This is a genomic window from Candidatus Stoquefichus sp. SB1, from assembly GCF_001244545.1.
Taxonomy (GTDB): Bacteria; Bacillota_I; Bacilli_A; order Erysipelotrichales; family Coprobacillaceae; genus Stoquefichus.
Window position 1 is genome coordinate 304,706 of the sequence record NZ_LN852694.1, and the last position, 17,062, is coordinate 321,767.

At 27.6% G+C, this 17,062-nt stretch carries 15 protein-coding genes and 1 pseudogene; 11 read left to right on the top strand and 5 right to left on the bottom strand.

What is annotated here, in order from left to right; all coding sequences use genetic code 11:
* Positions 1-217 precede the first annotated feature (217 nt).
* The 6 genes and pseudogenes from BN1865_RS05265 (at position 218) to BN1865_RS05290 (ending at position 7,046) form a co-directional block, all read left to right on the top strand.
* The gene (locus BN1865_RS05265) at positions 218-1,288 is read left to right on the top strand and encodes a glycosyltransferase family 4 protein (RefSeq protein WP_050636212.1); all 1,071 of its coding nucleotides are present in this window, start codon (positions 218-220) and stop codon (positions 1,286-1,288) included.
* A gap of 38 nt (positions 1,289-1,326) precedes the next feature.
* Positions 1,327-2,604 (top strand): O-antigen polymerase, encoded by a 1,278-nt coding sequence (locus BN1865_RS05270; RefSeq protein ID WP_050636213.1) that lies wholly within the window; start codon positions 1,327-1,329, stop codon positions 2,602-2,604.
* A 1-nt stretch (position 2,605) separates the two neighbouring features.
* A complete protein-coding gene (wzx, locus tag BN1865_RS05275; RefSeq protein WP_050636214.1) occupies positions 2,606-4,036 on the top strand; it encodes an O-unit flippase-like protein in 1,431 nt (476 codons plus the stop codon).
* A gap of 17 nt (positions 4,037-4,053) precedes the next feature.
* Positions 4,054-5,049 (top strand): DUF6625 family protein, encoded by a 996-nt coding sequence (locus BN1865_RS05280; protein WP_050636215.1) that lies wholly within the window; start codon positions 4,054-4,056, stop codon positions 5,047-5,049.
* A gap of 304 nt (positions 5,050-5,353) precedes the next feature.
* Positions 5,354-6,154 (top strand): hypothetical protein, encoded by an 801-nt coding sequence (locus tag BN1865_RS05285; protein WP_050636216.1) that lies wholly within the window; start codon positions 5,354-5,356, stop codon positions 6,152-6,154.
* A gap of 289 nt (positions 6,155-6,443) precedes the next feature.
* Positions 6,444-7,046, top strand: a pseudogene (locus BN1865_RS05290) (DUF1349 domain-containing protein).
* A gap of 111 nt (positions 7,047-7,157) precedes the next feature.
* Here the strand turns inward: BN1865_RS05290 and BN1865_RS05295 are convergent.
* A complete protein-coding gene (locus BN1865_RS05295) occupies positions 7,158-7,496 on the bottom strand; it encodes a winged helix-turn-helix transcriptional regulator (protein ID WP_050636217.1) in 339 nt (112 codons plus the stop codon).
* 124 nt (positions 7,497-7,620) lie between these two features.
* On the opposite strand from BN1865_RS05295, the gene BN1865_RS05300 reads away from it, so the two are divergent.
* Positions 7,621-8,016, top strand: a complete 396-nt coding sequence (locus BN1865_RS05300) for a pyridoxamine 5'-phosphate oxidase family protein (RefSeq protein ID WP_050636218.1) — start codon at positions 7,621-7,623, stop codon at positions 8,014-8,016.
* A gap of 149 nt (positions 8,017-8,165) precedes the next feature.
* Here the strand turns inward: BN1865_RS05300 and BN1865_RS05305 are convergent, their stop codons facing one another.
* From BN1865_RS05305 to BN1865_RS05320, 4 genes are read right to left on the bottom strand one after another with little or no spacing between them, the layout of a single operon-like run.
* Positions 8,166-9,428: a glycoside hydrolase family 1 protein gene (locus BN1865_RS05305; RefSeq protein WP_050636219.1), complete on the bottom strand. Its 1,263-nt coding sequence runs from the start codon at positions 9,426-9,428 to the stop codon at positions 8,166-8,168.
* Between the two features lie 3 nt (positions 9,429-9,431).
* The gene (locus BN1865_RS05310) at positions 9,432-10,685 is read right to left on the bottom strand and encodes a PTS sugar transporter subunit IIC (RefSeq protein WP_050636220.1); all 1,254 of its coding nucleotides are present in this window, start codon (positions 10,683-10,685) and stop codon (positions 9,432-9,434) included.
* A gap of 3 nt (positions 10,686-10,688) precedes the next feature.
* Positions 10,689-11,441, bottom strand: a complete 753-nt coding sequence (locus BN1865_RS05315) for a ChbG/HpnK family deacetylase (protein ID WP_050636221.1) — start codon at positions 11,439-11,441, stop codon at positions 10,689-10,691.
* Positions 11,442-11,444: 3 nt separating this feature from the next.
* Positions 11,445-12,863 carry a 6-phospho-beta-glucosidase gene (locus BN1865_RS05320; protein ID WP_050636222.1) on the bottom strand — a complete coding sequence of 473 codons (1,419 nt, stop codon included), beginning with the start codon at positions 12,861-12,863 and terminating at the stop codon, positions 11,445-11,447.
* Between the two features lie 125 nt (positions 12,864-12,988).
* On the opposite strand from BN1865_RS05320, the gene BN1865_RS05325 reads away from it, so the two are divergent.
* The 4 genes from BN1865_RS05325 to BN1865_RS18570 all read left to right on the top strand — a co-directional run bounded on the left by BN1865_RS05325 (position 12,989) and on the right by BN1865_RS18570 (position 16,462).
* Positions 12,989-14,086, top strand: coding sequence for an AraC family transcriptional regulator (locus BN1865_RS05325; RefSeq protein ID WP_050636223.1), 1,098 nt, complete (start codon positions 12,989-12,991; stop codon positions 14,084-14,086).
* Positions 14,087-14,228: 142 nt separating this feature from the next.
* Entirely contained in the window at positions 14,229-14,678 is a 450-nt protein-coding gene (locus BN1865_RS05330) for a hypothetical protein (RefSeq protein WP_050636224.1), read from the top strand.
* Positions 14,679-15,343: 665 nt separating this feature from the next.
* Complete coding sequence (locus BN1865_RS18310) at positions 15,344-15,490, top strand: hypothetical protein (RefSeq protein ID WP_157844090.1); 147 nt, start codon at positions 15,344-15,346, stop codon at positions 15,488-15,490.
* 252 nt (positions 15,491-15,742) lie between these two features.
* The gene (locus BN1865_RS18570) at positions 15,743-16,462 is read left to right on the top strand and encodes a DUF1905 domain-containing protein (RefSeq protein WP_082189908.1); all 720 of its coding nucleotides are present in this window, start codon (positions 15,743-15,745) and stop codon (positions 16,460-16,462) included.
* Positions 16,463-17,062 lie beyond the last annotated feature (600 nt).

Sequence of the window (17,062 nt, forward strand, 5' to 3'; positions counted from 1 at the left end):
AAAGAAATTATGAGATTTGGTATTTCTTTTGTGAATGTCTAATAATTTATATTTATTATTAAAGTAATATGTAATATATTATGTGTTCCTAAATTCAAAATATAAACGATGAATATAATAGATATTCTATTGTTTTTTGATTTGAAAGTCGAAGGGACAAAGAAGATTAAGAGGTAATAGATTTTATAAATTTATAAAAAAGAATAGAAGGAGTTATATGAAAACAAATAGAATTATTTTTGTGTTGCCGGCTATAACGAAAAAAATAGTTGGAGGATATAAAATGGTATACACATATGCTAATTATTTGTCGGAAAATGGGTATGCGGTGTGTATTTTTTATGATTGCAACAGAGGAAAGAATAGCAAAAATATACCCGGTTTTATATGCGTTTTAGTAAGAAAAATATTGTGCATTTTAGAACCTACATGGTATAAGTTAAATGAAACTATACAAAAAAAATCGATTTATAATATCAATAAAAAATATTTTTGTAATGATGATATTATTTTTGCAACAAGTGTATATACATCTATAAAACTTAAAGAAATAAATAATGTTTATAAAAAATTATATTTTATACAAGATTTTGAAAATTGGTCATTGGAGGATAGGTATGTAAAAGAAACTTATTCATTTGGTTTTATTAACATTGTAGTTTCAAAATGGCTCAAAAAAATTGTAGAAGAAAATTCTAAAACTGATGCTATTTATATTCCCAATGGAGTGGATGATTCAAAGTTTAAAATTATGACACCTATTGATGAAAGACCTAAGTTATCAGTTGCAATGTTATATCATACCAATGAAAGAAAAAACAGTAAAATGGGTTTGAAAATATTAAAAACGCTTAAAGAAAAATATCCAGAATTAAATGCAGATTTATTTGGAAGTATTCCAAGACCAGAATTTCTCCCCAGTTGGATAAATTATATTGAAAAAGCATCTGAAAAAGAAGTTGTTCAAATATATAATAGAAATACATTTTTTTTGTGTACAAGCTCTGTTGAAGGATATGGGTTAACAGGATTAGAAAGTTTGTTTTGTGGATGTTGCTTAATTTCAACTAACTGTTTAGGAGTAGAAGAATATGCAAAGAATGGATTTAACTGTTTATTGTCTGAGCCTAAAGATGAGGAAGCAATGTTAAAAAATATTGTTATTGCCATTGAAAATGACAATTTAAGAAGGCAATTAACAAAGAACTCAAAAGAATTAATCAATAATTATAAACTTGATAAATCAAAGCAACTGTTTGCGGAACTAATTAAAGAAGTAATTAGGTAATATCAAGAAAGTTTATAATTGGTATATAGGGGGTAATTATGTTAATTATAGGAATTCTTTTGTGCTTTTTTTTATCTATTTTTTATTTTAAAAAAAGTATTTTTAATCCAGAATGTATATTCACATTCTCTTTTTTTCTTTTATTATTATTAACAAATTTAGGATTATATGATCTATATTCACCAAGTGATGAGGCAATAACAATTATAATAATTGGTATTATATTTTTTTGTTTAGGTGGAGTTTTATATAAAGCGTTATTTAAAGTCAAGATAAGAAAGAATGAATATATAAGGTTTGATAATATTTTTCAGGGTATATCAAAGTATTATAATAGGTTCATAATTTTAATAATAATAGCAATAATATTTGAAATTATGTATGCATCAAATTCTATTAGATATTTATTGCAAGGTAATAATCTATATTCATTGAGGTACATGGATTTGGACACGATTATGTCACAGTCACATTTTTGGTCATTATTATATACATATTTTTCTATACCTGTTCTTTTCATTTTAATGCCAATAGCATGCTATGAATTTTTTGTAAACAGACAATCATTATTACTTATATTGACTTTAATAGCAACTGTAATTTATTTTTTTTCTAATGGTGCGAGATTACCATTTGTTTATTTTGCTATGAATATCTTAATATGCTTTCTATTAAATAAACGAAGTATAAGAAGTAATAAAAATTTAAAAAAAATAGTTTTTTTTTCAATTATAGTGGTGTTTTTTATAGCTATAATTTCAAATGTGCGTTCAGCAAGTGTAAATAATGATTATGACTTTTTTAAATCAATGTACCGCTATATTACTGGGAGTACAATCAACATGAGTGAAAAAATTAAGTATATACAGTTACATAAATTTGGAACTTATGGTGCGGCAACTTTATACGGTATTTTTAATTTGTTAGATAAATTTTATAGTCTAATAATGAATAACTCATTAACAGTAATAAAAGAAGCGATGAATTTCTTAGAGGTGATTCAAACAGAATTAATATATATTAATGATGGAGGAAATCTCTATAATTTTTGTACCACAGGTTTTTTGTTTTTCTATGTTGATTTTGGCATTATAGGAGTTATGTCATTTAGTTGTATGTATGGTTTTATATGTAATTTAATATATCATAAACTTTTGAAATATAGTAATCTAAAATATTATCTTTTATATGTTTTTATATTAGAATCACTTGTAATGTTTATGATTACAGATTTATTTTCAGTTGTACCATTTATGATGGCAATAATATATGTCTGGCTATTTGGAAAAAAATATAAAATGAAAGCAAGGTGTTGATATGAAAATACAAGTTACTAAATCAGATGTGATTTGGAATTATATAGGAATAATAGTTTCTTTGGGTTCAAACTTTATTTTAATTCCATTTCTTATAGCTTTTCTAGATACAGATATGTATGGACTTTGGAATGTTTTTATTAGTCTAGGTGCTATATCAAATTTATTTGATTTTGGATTTAATTCTATCTTTTCTCGTAATGTTGCATATTGTTGGAGTGGTGTCAACGAATTAAAAAAAGAGGATGTGGTTATTTCTGAAAAAAACAGCAAAACAAACTATAAGCTAATGAAACAAGTTATAAAAACTTGCCAAATTATATATTCGATTATTTCATCTGTTGCATTTATGATGCTTGCACTGTTTGGAAGCATATATATTTTATCAATTAGTTCTTATTTAAATAATAATATAATAATTTTAGTTGCTTGGATTTTATATGCATTGGGAATATTTTTTAATCTTTTATATGGATATTTTGATTCCTTTTTACGAGGAATTGGTAAAATTGGTGCTGTTAATAAAATCAGGACCTTTACAAAGATAGTACAAATGGTAATGACTGTTATATTATTATATTGTGGTTTAGGAATTATTAGTGCATCTATAGCTTATATTATTAGTGGATTAATCTTTAGGTTTACATGTAAAAGGATATTTTATCAGTACTCAAATATAGGTGAGAAAATGCAAAACGAACCTAATCCTACAAAAAAGGAAATATATAATACATTTACAATTGTATGGCACAATGCATGGAAAGAAGGTGTTGTATCTTTATCTAACTATATAAGTAATCAAGCGACAACATTACTATGTGCTTCTTTCTTGACTCTTACAGAAGTTGGAAAGTATAGTTTGGCTGTTCAATTAACTTCGGCAGTTGGTCAAATATCTACTGCATTATTTGCCTCATATCAACCATCTTTTCAAGAAGCATATACTCATAGGAATTTTGATTATATTAGGAAATATCTTTCATTTTCGATGACTATATATATTCTGTTATTCTTTTTAGGAATAACAGGAATAGTCATAGTTGTCATACCAATATTGCAATATGTTCGACCAAATGCAATAGTGGATATTGTAGTTTTATTTGAGATTGCTTTTTATCAATTCATCTTAAAATATAGAGATTGTTATTCATGGTATTTAGCAGGGACAAATAGATTATATTATACTAAATCATTTGTCTTTTCTTCTATATTTTGTCTTTGTTTATCGTTAATTTTATTAAAATTTTATAATTTAGGAATATTTGGCCTCGTGATAGCCCAATTAATAAGTCAGCTAATTTTTAATGCTTGGTACTGGCCAATAGTGGTTGATAGAGAATTAAAATTAGACTTTTTAAGTAAAATAAAATGTTTTGTAATGGTATGTAGAGAATATTTAAATGTGATTTTTATATCAAAAGGTAATGAATAACTTAGGAAGGAGAAAAAATGGATAATAAATTTAAAGTTGCAATAATTTTACCATATTTTGGTAAATTACCCAATTATTTTCAGTTATGGATCAAATCTGCTGAGATGAATAAAGATTTTGATTTTTTAATTTTTACAGATAATACAAATGTGTATACTTGTTCTGAAAATATAAAATGGCATATTTGTGAATTCAAAGACATTGTCAATAAGGTACAGAAATTTTTTGATTTTAAAATTATTTTAAATAGACCATATAAATTATGTGATTATAAGCCAATGTATGGTCTGATTTTTTCTGATTATTTAAAGAATTATGATTGGTGGGGACATTGTGATTCAGATTTGATATTCGGAAATTTAAGTTCAAAAATTACAAGTGAAGTTTTAAATCTGTACGAAAAAATATATCAATTAGGACATTTAACATTATACAAAAATAATAAAAAAATGAATAATTTATGGAGAGTCATTCTTGCTAAAGAAGCTTATAGTTTTAAGGAAGCTTATAGAACACGTTATCCTACTCATTTTGATGAGCAATTAGGAATGACTAAGATTGCTATTGCATCTAATATAAAAACATATAATAATATTGATTTTGCAGATATGAGAGTAGATGTTCCTGGTTTTCAAAGATGTTGGGATGTAAACAGTGGGCATCTTCCTCATATATTTTCATGGAATAATGGGAAATTATATGGGTATTATGTTGATGAAAATAAAGAAATCACAAAAAAAGAGTACATTTATATACATTTGCAAAAAAGGAAAATGTTAATAAATGAATATAAAAATTCTGATTGTAAAGATATGTTGATAATTCCAAATGCATTTATTAACTATGAAAAAGAAAAAATAAATAGTAATTACATCATCTATGTAAATGAATCTATAAAAGCAGAACAAAATAGCAGCATAAAACAAATTAAAATACGTTTTAAAAATCTTTTATTAGGATCATTAAAAAACAAATATATTCGATGGAAAAAAGAGATTGTTGTACCTAGGTAAATAAAATGTTATATGCTTTGAAAAAATAGAAGAATATTGAATAATATATAAAAGTAATCGGGATTTTATTGAATGTATGAATTGGTATGTTTTAAGTACAATAAACTATATCAAAATTTAGAACTGAAAATTTGATTAAATTATGATTTATCTAAAGTATGTTTTGGTGTGGTATTAAATTCTTGAAATGATTTATGTTTATTGCAGTACTGTTTGAACAATATAAAATGAAAAGTCTACACTAGAGATTTATTTAGAAGAGATTAAATTCAATGATTATTAAAATTTATTAGGAGGTGAATACATGTATATCAATACAGCAACAAAAGAAACAATGGAGAAATCTATATGTGAGGTATTAAATATCAATCTTAAAGAATTAGATGATTTACTTGAAGATTGCTGTAACAAGGTACAGGAAAATAAACGAATTATGATATTGGATGATCAGTATGATTATTTTCAATCCTACGTTAAAGAATATCTTACAAAAGATATAGATCAGATATTATTTATTCATTTATCAAGACGATTATATGGAGATAATGATAATAATGGTTACAGCTTGATTGATGTGTTAACGAAAAAAACATCATTATCCGATTACTTAAAAACATATGATTTGACATTTAAATATAATCAACATATAAATATGTATGTTAACACTAAAGAGGTTAACATTATAGATAACAAATATCTATTGGATAGATTTGGCTACCGTTTTGCTGATTATTCATTTAGTGGCTATGCATTTGGAACTCATATTGAAGATATTGATTATTATAATATTGCATTAGGTGGTCCTGAATTTTTTGGATATATATATGAATATGATATAGATGATGATGCTATTATTGATAATTTTATTGAAAATAGTCAATTTTATTTATTTGAATATAAAGTTTCTATTAAAGATATAGAATTTGAGGGCTATGATGAATTTAATGATTATGAAAAAATGATTCATATAGTAGTTATTGCACTACAAAGATTGTATTTTGAAAAATATGATCCAATATTCAATTGTCATGAAAATCAAGTTATTAAAATGAAAGATGGTAAAATGTTATCTGAGAAATATTTAATTAGTAAAACTGTATTATAATTTAATATATTTATAAAGGTACTAGGTTAAAAATAACTTAGTACTTTTTTTATTAAATAGTTATGTGAAATTACAATTCTAATATATATTTGAATAAAGATTTAAAAGAGAAAGAAGTATAGTACTACTTTCATTAATGATTAACTTTTTCTATTTAATGACTATTGAGTTAGATTAATACTAATAGAAAAAATACAAAATTTTTGGCTATGACAATAATCTTGTTGTTGGTTTTTTCAAATAAATGTATAATATCCTTATCAAATAGAATTTATAGAGGGGAATAATTATGGATATAAGTAAGTTTAAGTGGACGAGAGATCCACTTGATTATAAAATTGTCAATTGTGGGGTAGAGATGACTACAAAACCACATACTGATTTATGGCAGAAAACATATTATCATTTTCAAAACGATAATGCACCAGTATTTCAAATGGAAAGTGACAAAAAGTTCTTTAGTTTTGTAGTTAAAACAGAATTTGATGATAGTCATCATAGGTTTGACCAATGTGGGATTGTAATGTATTTAGATAGTGAAAATTGACTGAAAGCTTCTATAGAATATGAAAATGAAGATTTTCAACATTTGGGCAGTGTAGTTACAAATGATGGATATTCTGATTGGGCTACTACAGAAATTGATGCAAGTATAAAGTCAATGTGGTATCGATTTAGTCGAAGAGAAGATGATTATTGTATAGAATGTTCTGAAGATGGAGTTGTATATAAACAAATGAGAATTTGTCATATGCATAAAGGAAATGAAAATATAAAGTTTGGTATTTATGCTTGTTCTCCAGAAGATTCATCATTCAAGGCTATTTTCTCAAATATGGAAATTACAGAATGTATGTGGAAAGCACATGATGGACAACAACCTGACAAATAGTTAATCTATAAAAAATACCTATAGTGAATGCCGTATTTTTATTATACTGCGTTCTCTATAGGTGTTTTTTATAAGATGATTTCTTTAGAAAATACTGAGATTAAATAAATATTATTTCTTATTTTTCAAATATTCAATATATTCATTTCCCCATACTTCGAGTTCAGATAATACATCTTTAAATTTTTCTCCTATTTCACTCATACTATATTCAACTTTAGGAGGAATTTGCTGGTATTCAGTTCGTATAATCAATCCCTCTTCCTCAAGTTTTTTTAATTGTCGAGATAAAGTTGTATGTGTCATTTCTTCTGGCATTCGTCTTTGCAATTCATTAAATCGTATAGCACCATTAGATAAAAGATATAAAATATACATAGACCACTTACCTGTTAAAACTTTTTGTGCTGTGACATATGGGCAACGCCCAAATAACTCCTTTTTTTCCATTCTTACGTTCCTTTCTGATACCAGTATCATTAAATATCGTACTTGTACTATTGTTCTTATGTATTATAATTATACCTGTAAATAGAGGGAATAACAACCCATAATTTTGAAAGGAGATTTGACAATGAATGAAGTTTTAGAGTATTTGAAATCTTGTGGTACATTTTATCTTGCTACTGAGGAAGACGGTCAGCCACATGTCCGTCCGTTTGGTGCTGTTTGTGACTATGATGGTAAACTTTACTTTGTTACCAACAATCAAAAGAAAGTGTATCACCAGATGATAAAAAATAAAAAAGTTGAGATTTGTGGTATGAATAAAGGGACATGGATTCGTGTTGAGGGTGAAGTGAAAGAAGATTTACGTCGAGAAGCCCGTGTATCTATGATGAATGCAAATGAAGCATCGCTGAAAAGTATGTATACAGTTGATGATAATCTCATGACAGTATTCTATTTTGAACATGCTATAGCAACTATTTATTCTTTTACTACAGAGCCCAAAGTTATTGAATTTTAATTACTATATTTGCAAAAGGTAGTGATAATAATATCACTGTCTTTATATTTTACTGTGAAGTTAAAAAGTGTTTCGTTTTTGTGCTATCATTTGAAATTTTCAATACTTTAATAGATGATGATTCTATTTTTAGGGAGATAAAAATATATTTATTTCTTATAATATTTTTGAATCATATGTTGTGTTAAAGCATTATTTTTACTAATTTCACCATAGAAGTAGCCACTAGGCTTAATTGTTCTTTTAAAAGTTTCTTTATCTACAGAAGCTAAGCCAAATGTTGGCTCATAAATTCCCCATTCCCAATTATCCATCAAAGACCAATGCATATAACCAATAACATGTGCACCTAAATCAATCCCTTGTTTCATGGCTTGTAACATTGCAGCAATATACTCAATTCGCCTTTGATCATTTTGTGTAGCTATTCCATTTTCTGTAATGAGAATTGGTTTATCATGAAAACGCATTAACATTTCAAGCATAATATCAGGATTGATTTCTTCTGTGAAATAGGGAATATCAAGAGCTTTAAAGTGTGTTGCTGTTCGATTGTCAAAACGAAACATAGCTTTTCGACTATTAATGAATTGTCTTACATAAGTATTTAATGCCCAAAAGTCACATGTATCTTTTAATTCTGGCATATAAATGGCATCATAGAAAGGCATGACAATTTCCCCAGTTTTTATAGCATGGATAAAAAATTCATTTTCTTGATAATCAATATATTCAGCCATTATTCTATCTGGTGTATCATAGTTGCCTCTATAAGGAACCTTAAAAGAATAAGATAGGGTAGAACTTACTGGTTTATCTGTATATTTTTTGATTGTATGATAACCTTTGGCATGATATTGAAGAAGATTAATTCTTTCTTCAATATCATATTCAAAACATATATTCATTTCATTAATAACAATCCAGTAATCAACAAGATCTTTATAGATAGGAACAACATGTTCTACATATCTTATAAATGCATCCATATTATCAGTCGTTTTAAATGCGCCTTTGTTGTGAAACCATACTGGATGAGAAACATGATGAAGAGTTAAAACGACTTCAATACCTTCTTCTTTTAATCGAGATAGTTGCTTAAAATAGTGTTCAATAGCCTCCTGATTAAATTCTCCTTCATTGGGTTCAATACGGCACCATTCAATAGACATACGATAAATATTTAAATTCATGTCTTTTAATAATTGAATATCATCTTCATACATCTCATAGCTATTACAAGCTTTTCCAGCCATCACATAAGGCATTCCACCATAGCCAAATTGTGGAGCAAGACTTTCTTCATCATGAAACGATTGATTATTTCCTTCAATTTGTTGACCAGCCGTTGTAGCTCCCCACTTGAATCCATTTGGAAAATCAATATCTGGATATTCATATAAATCTATCATTTTTTATTCCTCGATTTTCATTTCTTCTTTGATATAGTTTTTATCAATAATTTTAATAAATGGCATAAATAAAAGAATATCTAAGACAAATAAAGCAATTTCCATAATTGCAATACTTATGCTTCCATTCATAATACCAGTAAAAATCATTGGGATATTAAAGACTGTTACACCTGCACATTTTGCAACAAGATGAACAGAGGTAAGCATATATCCAATACCAAAGTTTAAGATAGGAACAAACAACCAAGGAATAAGAATCATAGGGTTATAAACAATTGGTAAACCAAAAACTAATGGTTCACTAATTCCAAAGAATGCTGGAGCAACTGCAACCTTACCAACTGTTTTTAATCTTTGAGACTTAGCAAAAAGTAAAATAGCAATGGCAATCGCAGGATAAAAGACTGCTGTTGTTGTGATATAAGAAAAAGCCATACCAATAATATTAGGAACTTCTTTTCCTTGAGCATAAAGTGCTTGATTCATTCCATCTAAAGCAAATAATACAGGAGCAGTCATACCTGTAAGATATCCAGGATGTACTCCAAGAGACCAATTGATTTGAGTTAAGAAAGTAAATAACATATTTGCTAATAAACTACCACCAATTAAAGCTGTAAGAGGAATTTGCAAGATTGAATAAACGCAATTAAAGATGTCACCATATGGTGTAAAAGTAATCATCATTCTTAAAGCCATTGCAATAATAGCAATAAAGAAAGCAGGAATTAAAGCAACGAAAGAATCAGATACATAAGTAGGTGTCCCTTCAGGCATTTTAATAGTTATATTTCTATTGGTAATAAATTGATAACAATGACAAACAATAATTGAAATTAAAATTCCAACAATCATTCCCTTTGTGCCTAAAAAATCAAAACTTAGAAAAGCTGTGTCGTTTGCTACTGTAGTAGGAAGAAGTATAACATAAACAACTAATGCTAAAATTGGTGTGATTTTATTTTTGATTTTAAGATTCTCAGCCAAAGACTTACAAATACTAAAAGTCATATACAAACCTAAAAGATTGGTTGTTCCTGCAACAACTGCCCCTAAAGCACTTGTTAAACCTGTCTGTTGAATAAAAGATTGCCATGGTGCAACAGGTAATCCCATAAATAAACTGGCAAATGAACCAACGATAATAATTGGTAAAATTCCCATAACACCACGTGATATTGCTTGTAAATAAATATTGTTACCAAGCTTTTCTCCAATAATAGAAAGCTTTTGAATAAATTGACTATTTTCCATTTTCTACTCCTTATAATTTATAAAATCAACAATAGTGATTTTCTTTTCATTAATATAATTTTTAAATTCATCTGAACAAAGAAATGCTGTTTCTTGGACTCTCAATGTTGTAAATGTTGAATGCTCTAGAACATATTGATCCAAATATCCTGGATGAAATACTAAAACAGCACATTTTTTATTTAATATATTTGCTTCATCTTCTAGAATATAACGTTTCACATTATACTCATGATGACGATTAAGATGATAGAAGTCTGCACATTCTATTTGAAATTCTTGAGCCCATTTTTTATCAACTGGGTTCACATAAAATAAGTTATATTTATGTGCAATGTTTTCTAATGCTTGAAAGAAATGAGGAGATGCTACTGCATGGCCTTCAAAGTAGTCAGGTTTTTGACCAGTGATTTCGATAAATCTTTGTAATTGTGCTTCGATTTCAATTTCAGCCTCTTCAATAACAATTCTATCTTCTCCTCTTGCGCGTATTTCTTGGCTTGAGCAGAATTCGCCATTAGCTTGAACCAATGAAGGAATAAGTTTTGGGTTTGTTAGAGGTTTTCCTAAGCAAATATTGGTATGTTGCCCAATGCATAGATGTTTATCTTTGATTTTCATATAACCATTTTTGGCTTCAGGCATATTAGGCATTAAGCCAACACTTGAAACGAGACCATCTTTGACGGCTTTATATATTCCACAATTGACCCCATCACTCATACCTAAATCATCTGCACGAATAATTAATCTCATCTTCTAATCCTCCTTATCTAAAATATCTCCATTTGTTTCGATAACTTTTTGATACCAGTAAAAAGAATATTTTCGATATCTTTGATATGTTCCTTTTCCTAAATCATCTTTATCTACATAGACAAGACCATATCTTTTTGTCATTTCGCCACTTCCAGCACTAACAAGATCAATACAACCCCACATTGTATAACCAATTAAAGGAATACCATCTTCTTCAATTGCTTTTTTCATTTCAATAAGATGTGCTTTCAGATAATCAATGCGATAATTATCATGAATATGTCCATCATCCGTTAATTGATCTTGAGCTCCTAAACCATTTTCTACTATGAATAAAGGAATGCGATATTTTTGATACAAATAATTAAGTGTAATTCTTAAACCAACTGGATCAATTTGCCAACCCCATTCATTGGTAGGAAGATAAGGATTTTCTAATCCAGCAACCATATTTCCTTTCACATGATTTTCTCCTTCTCTTTTTTCACCTTGAACCATTGACATATAATATGAAAATGAACAAAAATCAACTGTTCCATTTCTTAAAATATCTTCATCCTCTTTTTCCATGATTAAACAAATGTTTTTCTTTTCATATTGTTTAAGTTGATAATCAGAATAATATCCTAGAATTTGAACATCAGGAATTCCCAAAAAATCCTGATTTGCCAATTCTGCTTTTAAAACATCATTAGGATGACAAGTTCTTGGATAATTCACACCAAATAAAGCCATACATCCAACCTTATTTTGAGGATTGATTTGATGTGCTAATTGGACAACTTTTGCACTTGCAACTAACATATGATGAGCTGCCTGATAAATGACCTGATCACGATTTTCATCTTCTTTGATGATTAATCCAGCTGGAAAGTAAGGCATAAATTCAATCGCATTAATTTCATTAAAAGTAATCCAGTATGATACATCATTTTTATATCTTTCCATAACGGTATAAGCATATTTAATAAAGAAATCAATTACTTTTCGATTACGCCATGAACCATATTCATTAACTAAATAAAGAGGCATTTCATAGTGAGATAAGGTGACGATTGGTTGAATATGATATTTTCTGAGTTCTGCAAACACCTTATCATAAAATTTCAAACCTTCTTCATTAGGCTTTTCTTCATCTCCATTAGGAAATATTCTAGTCCATGCAATTGACATTCGATAACATTTAAATCCCATTTCTGCCATAAGGGCAATATCTTCTTGATAATGTTCATAAAATTTATTGCCATCATGATTAGGATAATAGTATTCTTCTTTTATTCCGTCAGTTATTAATCTTTCATGTATTTTTGAGCCATTTGTCATCACATCCATAATACTTAATCCTTTATGACCCTCTAAGAATGCTCCTTCACATTGATTGGCTGCAGTAGCACCACCCCATAAGAAATCCTTTTTCATAATTTCCTCCTTTTGTAATTTTTTCAGCTAGCTTGACATCATTATAGTCTTTATTAATAATAAAATGAATGTTATAATCTTTATATAAATCCGACATTTTCTTAGATTTGAAAGGATGTGAAATAATGATTGATCGTTATGTGGCATATCAAGATATTCATAATTTAATGGCTTCACATATCAAAAAAACAGGGGAACCTTGTTCATTTCATGAAGCTCTTCAAAAAGCTATTTCAAAGAAAATGTATACAACTCAAAAGAATGTTTTAAAAAAAAGAATGAATCTAAGTGAGGAAGAATTTTTAAATTGTATTGCTCATACCCAAATTGATATTAATTATTATAATTGTACAAATCATATGTATACTGATTCACGTCTAATACCTAGTGATTTAGATGTATTTGCAATTAAGCATTTGACATATAAAGAACAAGTCATTCATCCCCATGATTGTTTTGATATTCATTATGTTTATAGTGGGAAGGCTTGTCTGATTTTTGAAGAAGAAGTCAAACTATTATCAAAAGGTGAAATCTGTATTATGGCACCCCATTCAAAATATCGTATTTATACTGAAGATGATGAGAGTGTTGTTATGACAATATATATTCGCAACAGTAGTTTTGAACAATTGTTTTTTGATGCATTTACAAAATATGATTTGATATCTATTTTTATTAGAAATGTGCTTCATGATTCTAAAGGATTATCAAACTATCTTTTGTTTCAATCAGAAAATACAAATGATATGCGAGAAATCATTCAAAATATTTACATTGAAACAAATTATAAAGATTCTTATTCTAATCAGGCAGTCATTGAACATACTCATCTTTTATTTATTACAATACTTAGAAATTTTAAGCTTGTTCATTCATATAAAATTTTTCAAAACAAGAAAAATGATTTATTCTTTGAAATCGTAGAGTATGTACAGAAAAATTATCAGACTGTTTCAATGAAGGAGTTAGCAACCAAATTTCATTATAATGAATCTTATTTAAGTACATTATTTATTAAGTATCTAGGAATGAATTTTACAACAATCATATCTCAATTTAAAATAGATCATGCGAAATCATTGTTGAGTGAAACAATATTACCGATTAATGAAATCAGTGATATTGTTGGATATCATAATGTTGATCATTTTTCCCGAACATTTAAAAAAATGAACCGATGTTCACCTAGTGAATATCGTAAGAAAAATCGTAGATGTTGAGGAAACAACGAAAATTATTTGATATTTTTAGTAACTGTTATACTAATAAATAGTGGAATCAAAATTAACATATAGAGTAGTTAGGTTATACGTTTAATCAATTAAGTTGGTCATTTTAGAGAATAAGAAAGGATGGTCTTAAATGAAAAACTATATAGAATTTAAAATAAAGAAAATCAATTTAGTCATATTTGGTATTATTATATTCATGGTTTGTAGTATTGGAGGATACTATTTTTGGTGTTCATATCATCCTGAAGTGATGATTAAAATTAGCGATGGTCCTACAGGAAAAGAAGGCATTAAAATTGAAGCTCCACATATAAGTATTTTGCCAACTGGAATTGCTAACCCTGCTGCATCTATAGACTTGAAAACTAATCATATTATTATGCAGCATGAATTCTTTTGTGTATATATAAGAGAAAATTATGAAACATCTGATATTAAACTAGATATAGAAATCAAAGATAATGAAACAACTCTAAAATATTCTGGAACAGCTACTACTAAAGATGGAAAAGTTGATAATATTGATAAAAATTTTGATTGTGGATTTGCATTAAATGCAAATATAATTGATGATAAATAAGTTTGTTTGATATAAATTAAATCAAGATTAACCAATCCATTATGGAAATAAAACCAATAATAACATATTTACTAAAGGTTTTGTAAGAATATCTTTTACTACAAATCAGTTGATAGAAATATTAGAAAAAGCGTAATGTATTTCAATATATCATACTATTATAAAGGCTGTTGCTGCACTGTAACTGCTCGCTCTAGACGACAAATCATTTTGATGACCATAGAAAATGTGAGTTTGCAGAATTTATAATCTTCATTGATGCTATTGAACCATCAAAGTCCATAACTTCTAAGAAGTCCAGTGAGCATATTGACAAGATATATTCATTGACTAATGAGGAATAAATACATAGATTAATGTATAATAGTTATTCTGCTGAATGTGTAAAACCTGATAATGAGCAAATATATAATATTGTTGATACTATTAATAAAGTAATCAAAAATTATAAAAAATTAGCTAATATACTGAACTAAAAAAGAAAATTCTTAAAAATAAGGATGACGTATATGTAATAAGTCTTTTTAGTCTAATATAGTTTAAAGATTATTATTAGTTGCTGAATATATTAAACAAGGATTTTCTATATATGGTGGTGAGCCGGTGGAGGTTAACTTTCACTATGATAACTCTCTAATGAAAATGATGATTGATTTGATAAAGATGTGACAACATTTGCCTATGATATAGAATTGTTTAGATTACTGACTACGGTATCAACAAATCCTACTATCTATGGCTTGTTGTTTAGACTTGAAGGAAAAGTAGAAATACGTGGTCCAAAAAAGTTAAGAATGAATATGCAGATATAAACATTCAGGAGGTTTAGAAAATAGGTTATTGTATAAACTATATATACAATAACCTTAAGTATGATGATCAAGGTATTTTGGAACATTTTTCTGCTCTTTCTTGTGATGGTGATGTCGAATGTGATTTTTGTTACTTATTTCTAAAGTTGATTCAAGTATTTATAGCGGAGATATTTCTGATAAATAGAGAACTAATATAAATAAAGGCAGATATTTAGAATATTGGTGATTAAAGATATGGAGGTATGATGGATGTGGAAATGTTCAAAGTGTAATAGAGAATTTAGTGAACAGAACCAACAGCATTATTGTGATGATAGTCCCAAGACAATAGATGAATATATCCAGTCATTTGATACGGATGTAGCAAAGCAGTTGTTGTCAGTGCGAAAGGCAATACAAGAATCAATACCTGAGGCTCAGGAAAAAATAGTGAGGGGTATACCAACGTATTGGAAAGAGCAAAATATTATCCATTTTGCAGGTCAAAAGAAACATATTGTGCTTCATATTGGTACTGAGGCTGTGGCACATTTTTCAAAAAAGCTTGATGCCAAAGGGTTAAAATATAACAAAGGTACAATTCAAATCCCTTATAGAGATTCTATGCCATTGGATTTGATTCAAGAAATAGCAAAGAGGTGTTATAAAGTTATTATAGAGAATGATATAAAAAGTACAGAAAACAAGTCTTTTCTCTATGAATTTGATGCTGTAATTGAACCTGTTCCTGATAAGGGTGGGGCATTTGTAAGAGTTCCGATAGATATAAAAAAAGAATTTGGTAAAGGTAGACTCAAAGTTCATGTCGAGTTCAACGGCGTACCATATGATGGAAGTGTCGTCAATATGGGTGTAAAAAGTGATGATGGTTCTGTTTGTTATATAATCGGTGTTCGTAAGGATATTCAAAAGCTAATGAGAAAAAGTATCGGAGATACAGTTCATTTAACAATTAAGCCAATTATATAAGAAACTAAAAAGTTGGAGATGTTAATGCTAACAAAATCAATACAAATACTTGTATCTTTTAACATGGAGAACATTGTGACTCTATCCCATTTTAGTGACTTGGACATATCAATATGTCCTTTTCTTTTTGCTAATGATAAGTTTATATTTGATGATGTATAAAAAGATATTTTTCACACAATATTAAAGAAACATAAATTTTATCAAGTAAATTAAGAATAATATCATATAAGCTATAGAAACTCAGCTTTGGATTAACATAATTTGTGTTATGATGGTAAGGGATTAAGAAATGGTGGTATCCTATGAAAATAAGTCAATTATTTTTAGCATTATTATTAATGAGTGTTTTTGTGATAGCCTATGCTTCAGATTTGAACAAAGCATCTAGTCATAATTAAAAATAAAGGAAGAAATTTAATCATGAAATTGATTTTGTTTTTAATTAGGCAGTGGATAAAGTTTACTTTATGCTATATATAGGCTTGCGTTTATTATTCCTTGTACTGAATATACATATGTTATAGTATTTTAATATTTCACATTTTTTAAATTATGCTTTATTTGATTGAATTAAGGAATTAATCAATGATAAAATTA